We start from the raw sequence: 5,759 nt of genomic DNA on the forward strand, positions 1-5,759 counted from the left end.
CTCCTAGGGGGGACGGAGTCCCCCGTAGCGGGGGGCATTTGGGGGGCGGAGCCGCCCCAACGCCCGGCCGGCGAGGCCCCGGGGGTATGGGGGCGGAGCCCCCACCACGGCCGAGGGCACCCTCACGGAAGAAGGGGAAGACCATGGGGGGCCAGGGGCGCAGCCCCGAAGAGAGGGGAGGTCACAACCGGTGTGCCGCACCAGTGGGGCTCACGCCCCGAGTGTCCAGCAGCAATTGCGCCTTCGCCGCAAGCCCCTGCAAATCGTAAACCCGATGATTCTGCAACAGCAGAGTGAGATCCGCCGCGGCGGCGGCCTCGTAGAGGGAGTCCGCGCGGGGCACGGGCTGCCCCGCGACCCGCCACTGCGGAACGTACGGATCGTGGTAGCTCAGCTGGGCGCCGAGTTCTTTGAGGCGTGAGGCGACCTCCCTCGCGGGGCCGCCTTCCTGGCTGGCGAGGTCGGGTTTGTAGGTGACGCCGAGCAGGAGGACGCGCGCGCCGCGCGCGGATTTGCCGTGCTCGTTGAGCAGGGCCGCGGCCCGCTGGGAGACGTAGCGGGGCATCCGTTCGTTGACTTCCTGGGCGAGCTCGACCATCCGCAGCGGGTAGCCCAGAGAACGGCTGTGGTAGGCGAGGTAGTTGGGGTCGACGGGGACCCCGGGGCCGCCCACCCCGGGCCCGGGCCGGAAGGACTGGAAGCCGAACGGCTTGGTCTCGGCGCACCGGACCACGTCCCACAGGTCGATGCCCAGGTCGTGGCAGAAGACAGCCATCTCGTTCATCAGGGCGATGTTGATGTGCCGGTAGTTGGTCTCCAGCAGTTTGGTGGTTTCCGCCTCGCGCGGCCCCCGGGCGCGCACGACCTTGTCGGTGAGCCGCCCGTAGAACGCGGCAGCCGCTTCGGTGCAGGCGGGGGTGAGCCCGCCGATGACTTTGGGGATGGTGGCGTACCCGTATCCGCGGTTGCCAGGGTCGACGCGGCTGGGTGAGCAGGCGAGGTGGAAGTCGCGCCCGGCGCGCAGCCCGGAGCCGTCCTCCAGCAGGGGCCGGACGACGTCTTCCGTGCAGCCGGGGTAGACGCTCGACTCGACGATGACGATGGTGCGTGGCCGCAGCCGCGCGGCGAGGGTGCGGGCGGCTGTGCGTACGGCGCTCATGTCGGGGGTGCGGTTGGCGCCCAGGCTGGTGGGCGCGCAGATGACCGCGGTGCGCACCCGGCCGAGCACGGCCGGGTCGGTGGAGGCGCGGAAGCCTCCCGCGAGCATGCGCCGCACCTCCGCGGCGCTGAGCGGGGCGTCCTGCGGGGGGCGGCCCGCGCCGAGGTCGGCGACGGTGGCGTCGTCGGGGTCGTAGCCGATGGTGCCGATTCCGTTCGCCGTGGCGGCCTGGGCGAGCGGCAGCCCCGAATGGGTGAGTCCCAGCACGGCGAGATCTGCGGGCATGACAGCGGTCTTCCCTTCCCCTTGTCGTCCCGGTCCCGTCCCCGGGCAGCAGCACCGGGAGTGGCGAGCGGCGCTCATTAAGGTTAAGAGCCCATATGACAGACAAGTCGGATTGCGCGCTCAGCAGGGCCGACGCTCAGCCAAACTCGCGGGAATGGGGGACCATCGTCAGGGGGACCACAGGGTCCATGGGGTCCGCTGGGCCCACGGGGGCGGTATACGAGGTACGACCGACGGCGAACAGGCACAGCACACACAGCACGCGCAGCGAACACACACGGCACGCGCAGCGAACAGATACAGCACGCGCAGCGAACAGGTACAGCGGTAACCCACAGCGAAGACCCACGGCGAGCACGCACAGCGACAGCGCACAGCGAACCCGCACAGCGACAGCGCACAGCGAGACGCGCACCAGGGAGGCAGCAGTGAGGACAGCGGCACTGGGACCGGAGCAGCGCGCCGGGGCACTGGCGAGGATGGCCGAGGCGGAGCTCGACGTGCTGGTGGTCGGCGGCGGCATCGTCGGCGCGGGCACGGCGTTGGACGCGGTGACCCGCGGCCTGTCCACGGGAATCGTCGAGGCGCGGGACTGGGCCTCGGGGACGTCGAGCCGTTCGAGCAAGCTGATCCACGGTGGGCTGCGGTATCTGGAGATGCTGGATTTCGCACTGGTGCGCGAAGCGCTGAAGGAGCGTGGGCTGCTGCTGGAGCGCCTCGCGCCGCACCTGGTCAAGCCGGTGCCCTTCCTCTATCCCCTCCAGCACCGGGCCTGGGAACGCCTGTACGCGGGAACGGGTGTGGCGATGTACGACGTCATGTCCGTCTCGTCGGGCCACGGGCGCGGTCTGCCCACGCACCGTCACCTCTCGCGCCGTCACGCCCTGCGGGTGGCTCCCGCGTTGCGCAAGGACGCGCTGGTGGGCGCGTTGCAGTACTACGACGCGCAGGTGGACGACGCCCGCTTCGTCGCCACGCTGGTGCGCACCGCCGCCGAGTACGGGGCGCACGCGGCCAACCGTGCGCGGGTGGTCGGCTTCCTGCGGGAGGGTGAGCGGGTCGTCGGGGCGCGCATCGAGGACCTGGAGCAGGGGGGCGAGTTCGAGGTGCGGGCCCGCCAGGTCGTCAACGCGACGGGCGTGTGGACGGACGACACGCAGGGGCTGATCGCCGAGCGCGGCCAGTTCCACGTGCGCGCCTCCAAGGGCATCCACCTGGTGGTGCCCAAGGACCGCATCAACTCCTCGACGGGGCTGATCCTGCGCACCGAGAAGAGTGTGCTGTTCGTCATCCCGTGGGGGCGGCACTGGATCGTCGGCACCACCGACACCGGCTGGGACCTGGACAAGGCGCATCCGGCGGCGTCGAGCGCCGACATCGACTACCTGCTCGACCACGTGAACGCGGTGCTGGCGGTGCCGCTCACGCGGGACGACGTGGAGGGGGTCTACGCGGGCCTGCGACCGCTGCTGGCCGGCGAGTCGGAGGCCACCAGCAAGCTGTCGCGTGAACACACCGTCGCCCACCCGGTGCCGGGTCTCGTCGTCATCGCGGGCGGCAAGTACACGACCTATCGGGTGATGGCCAAGGACGCGGTCGACGAGGCGGTGCACGGGCTCGACCACCGGGTCGCGGACTGCGTCACGGAGGAGGTGCGGCTGGCGGGTGCCGAGGGCTACCACGCACTGTGGAACGGCCGGGCGCGGCTGGCCCAGCGTGCCGGGCTGCACGTGGCCAGGGTGGAGCATCTGCTGGGCCGCTACGGGTCGATGACCGAGGAGGTGCTCGATCTGGTCGCGGGGGATCCGAAGCTCGGCGAGCCGCTGCCCGCCGCCGACGACTACCTCAAGGCGGAGATCGTCTACGCGTGCACGCACGAGGGCGCCCGCCACCTGGACGACGTGCTGACACGCCGTACGCGCATCTCCATCGAGACCTTCGACCGCGGGGCGCGCAGTGCCCGTGAGTGCGCCGAGTTGATGGCGCCGGTGCTCGGCTGGGACGCCGACCAGATCGACCGTGAGGTCGAACACTACGAGAAGCGGGTGGAGGCGGAGCGCGAGTCCCAGTTGCAGCCTGACGACCAGACGGCTGACGCGGCCCGGCTGGGGGCGCCGGACATCGCCCCGGTGTAGGTCCGAGTGAGTTCCGAGTGAGGTCCGTGTGAGGTCCGTGTGCGTTTCCGGGCCGGGTCTGTGCGAGCCTGTCCCGGCAGGGGACCCGGCCGCGGGTCCCCCGTTGGACTGGTCGTCCCCGCAAGGGCTGTTGGGCGTGTGAACACCGGTGAGAAGTGGTGGGGCTGTGGTGTAACCGTGCCGCCCCCGTACACGTCTTGTCAGGACGATGGTTCACAATGAAGGCTCTGCCGGGGGCGGGCTCTCACGCAGAGGGGACACAAGGGGATTCATGAGCGAGGACACGGGACGGCTGGTAGGCGGGCGCTATCGGCTCGGGGGTGTCCTCGGGCGCGGCGGTATGGGCACCGTCTGGCGTGGCGAGGACGAAGTCCTGGGCCGTCGTGTCGCGGTGAAGGAGCTTCGGTTCCCCTCCAGTGTCGACGAGGAGGAGAAGCAGCGGCTCATCACCCGCACCCTGCGTGAGGCGAAGGCCATCGCCAGGATCCGCAGCGGCAGCGCCATCACCGTCTTCGACGTCGTCAACGAGGACAGCAGGCCCTGGATCGTCATGGAGCTGGTCGAGGGCCGCTCACTGGCCGACCAGATCAAGAAGGAGGGGCCGCTCGAACCCCAGCGCGCCGCCCAGGTCGGGCTCGCCATCCTCGACGTCCTGCGCGCCGCCCACCGCGAGGGCATCCTCCACCGTGACGTGAAGCCCTCCAACGTGCTGCTGGAGGACGGCACGGGGCGCGTCGTCCTCACCGACTTCGGCATCGCCAAGGTTGAGGGGGACCCGTCCGTCACCTCCACCGGCATGCTGGTGGGCGCCCCCTCCTACATCTCGCCCGAGCGGGCCCGCGGCAAGCCGCCGGGCCCGCCGGCGGACCTGTGGTCCCTGGGCGGCCTGCTGTACGCCGCCGTCGAGGGCCGCCCGCCCTACGACAAGGGCTCCGCCATCTCGACGCTGACGGCCGTGATGACCGAGCCCATCCCCGTCCCCGAACACGCGGGGGAGCTGCACGAGGTCATCGCGGGGCTGCTGGTGAAGGACCCGGACAAGCGGCTCGACGTCAGCGGGGCCCGCCTGCTGCTGGAGCCGGTCGCCTCCGGGCTGAAGAGTCCCCTCGGCCCGTCGGGACGCGACGGCGGCGATCCGACCCGCACGTCCGTGCTGCCCCGGGTGGAGGCGCCCTCCGCCTCGTCGTCCTCGTCGTCCTCGTCGTCCGGCAAGGGCGGCGCACGGCCGGAAGGGCCCGCCTACAGCTCCGGTACGACCGGGGGCAGGCGCAAGCGGCGCTCCGAGGGCACCAGCTCGGGCGAACGCCTGCGTGGCGCCTTCAAATCCGTGCGGAACGCGGCGGGCGCTGTCGGGGCGGGCGCGGCCGGCGCGGCTGCGGCGGGCACCGGCCGCGGCACCGATTCCGGTCCCCGGCCCGGGTCCGGCTCGCCGTCCCCCGATTCCGGCCATGGCCCCGGTTCGGGCCGTGGTGGCGGCGGTGCGCACGCCGACGGCCGGCGCGGCCCGGCCGCGTCCTCGGGGGCTCCCGCCGCTCCGTCGCCCTCCGTACCGCCCGTTCCGTCGAGCCCGCCGTCGGCCTCGTCCGCACCGCCGCGTCCGTCGTCGCCGCCCACCACGTCCTCGACGACCCCACGGACGGGTCCTGGGACCGAGAAGCCCGCGAGCGGCAAGAGCACGACCGGTAAGAGCACGACCGGCAAGAGCACGACCGGCAAGGGTGCCGACGGCAAGGGTGCCGACGGCGCCGTCGGCTCCCGTGACGGCGGTGCGGGGAGCCGCACGTCGGGTGCCCGCGCGACGGGGAGCGGCACGGGCGCGTCCGGCGCGTCGGGTGCCTCCTCCCGAGCGGCCGGGCCGAAGGAGACCGGGCAGCCGTCCGACACGTCGTCCGGGTCCACTTCCGAGTCCGGGTCCAAGTCCGCTTCCGGGCCCGGTGCCAGGTCCGCTTCCGGGTCCGGGTCCGCAGCCAAGGCCAAGGCCCCAGGCGGTGGAGCGGGAGCCGGGTCCGCGTCCGCGCCCCGCTCCCAAGCCGGSTCCAAGTCCGCTTCCGGGCCCGGTGCCAGGTCCGCTTCCGGGTCCGGGTCCGCAGCCAAGGCCAAGGCCCCAGGCGGTGGAGCGGGAGCCGGGTCCGCGTCCGCGCCCCGCTCCACCGCCTGGGGCCTTGGCCTTGGCTGCGGAC

General features: G+C 72.4%; 3 protein-coding genes. 2 read left to right on the top strand and 1 reads right to left on the bottom strand.

Features of this window, described 5'->3' with window-relative positions; all coding sequences use genetic code 11:
* Positions 1 to 181 precede the first annotated feature (181 nt).
* Entirely contained in the window at positions 182 to 1,444 is a 1,263-nt protein-coding gene (locus tag AB8Z75_RS29745; protein WP_369207378.1) for a nucleotide sugar dehydrogenase, read from the bottom strand.
* 428 nt (positions 1,445 to 1,872) lie between these two features.
* Here AB8Z75_RS29745 and AB8Z75_RS29750 point away from each other — a divergent pair, with 428 nt between their 5' ends.
* Together AB8Z75_RS29750 and AB8Z75_RS29755 are read left to right on the top strand one after the other, a co-directional pair.
* Complete coding sequence (locus AB8Z75_RS29750; RefSeq protein ID WP_369207380.1) at positions 1,873 to 3,579, top strand: glycerol-3-phosphate dehydrogenase/oxidase; 1,707 nt, start codon at positions 1,873 to 1,875, stop codon at positions 3,577 to 3,579.
* Between the two features lie 271 nt (positions 3,580 to 3,850).
* Positions 3,851 to 5,759 (top strand): serine/threonine-protein kinase (locus AB8Z75_RS29755; RefSeq protein WP_369207382.1); only part of this gene is annotated, 1,909 nt, incomplete at its 3' end.

It is taken from the genome of Streptomyces sp. PU-14G (assembly GCF_041028275.1).
Classification (GTDB): domain Bacteria; phylum Actinomycetota; class Actinomycetes; order Streptomycetales; family Streptomycetaceae; genus Streptomyces.

Excerpts from the sequence above, each read along its gene's own strand:
- AB8Z75_RS29745 (WP_369207378.1), bottom strand. The coding sequence starts at position 1,444 with ATGCCCGCAGATCTCGCCGTGCTGGGACTCACCCATTCGGGGCTGCCG.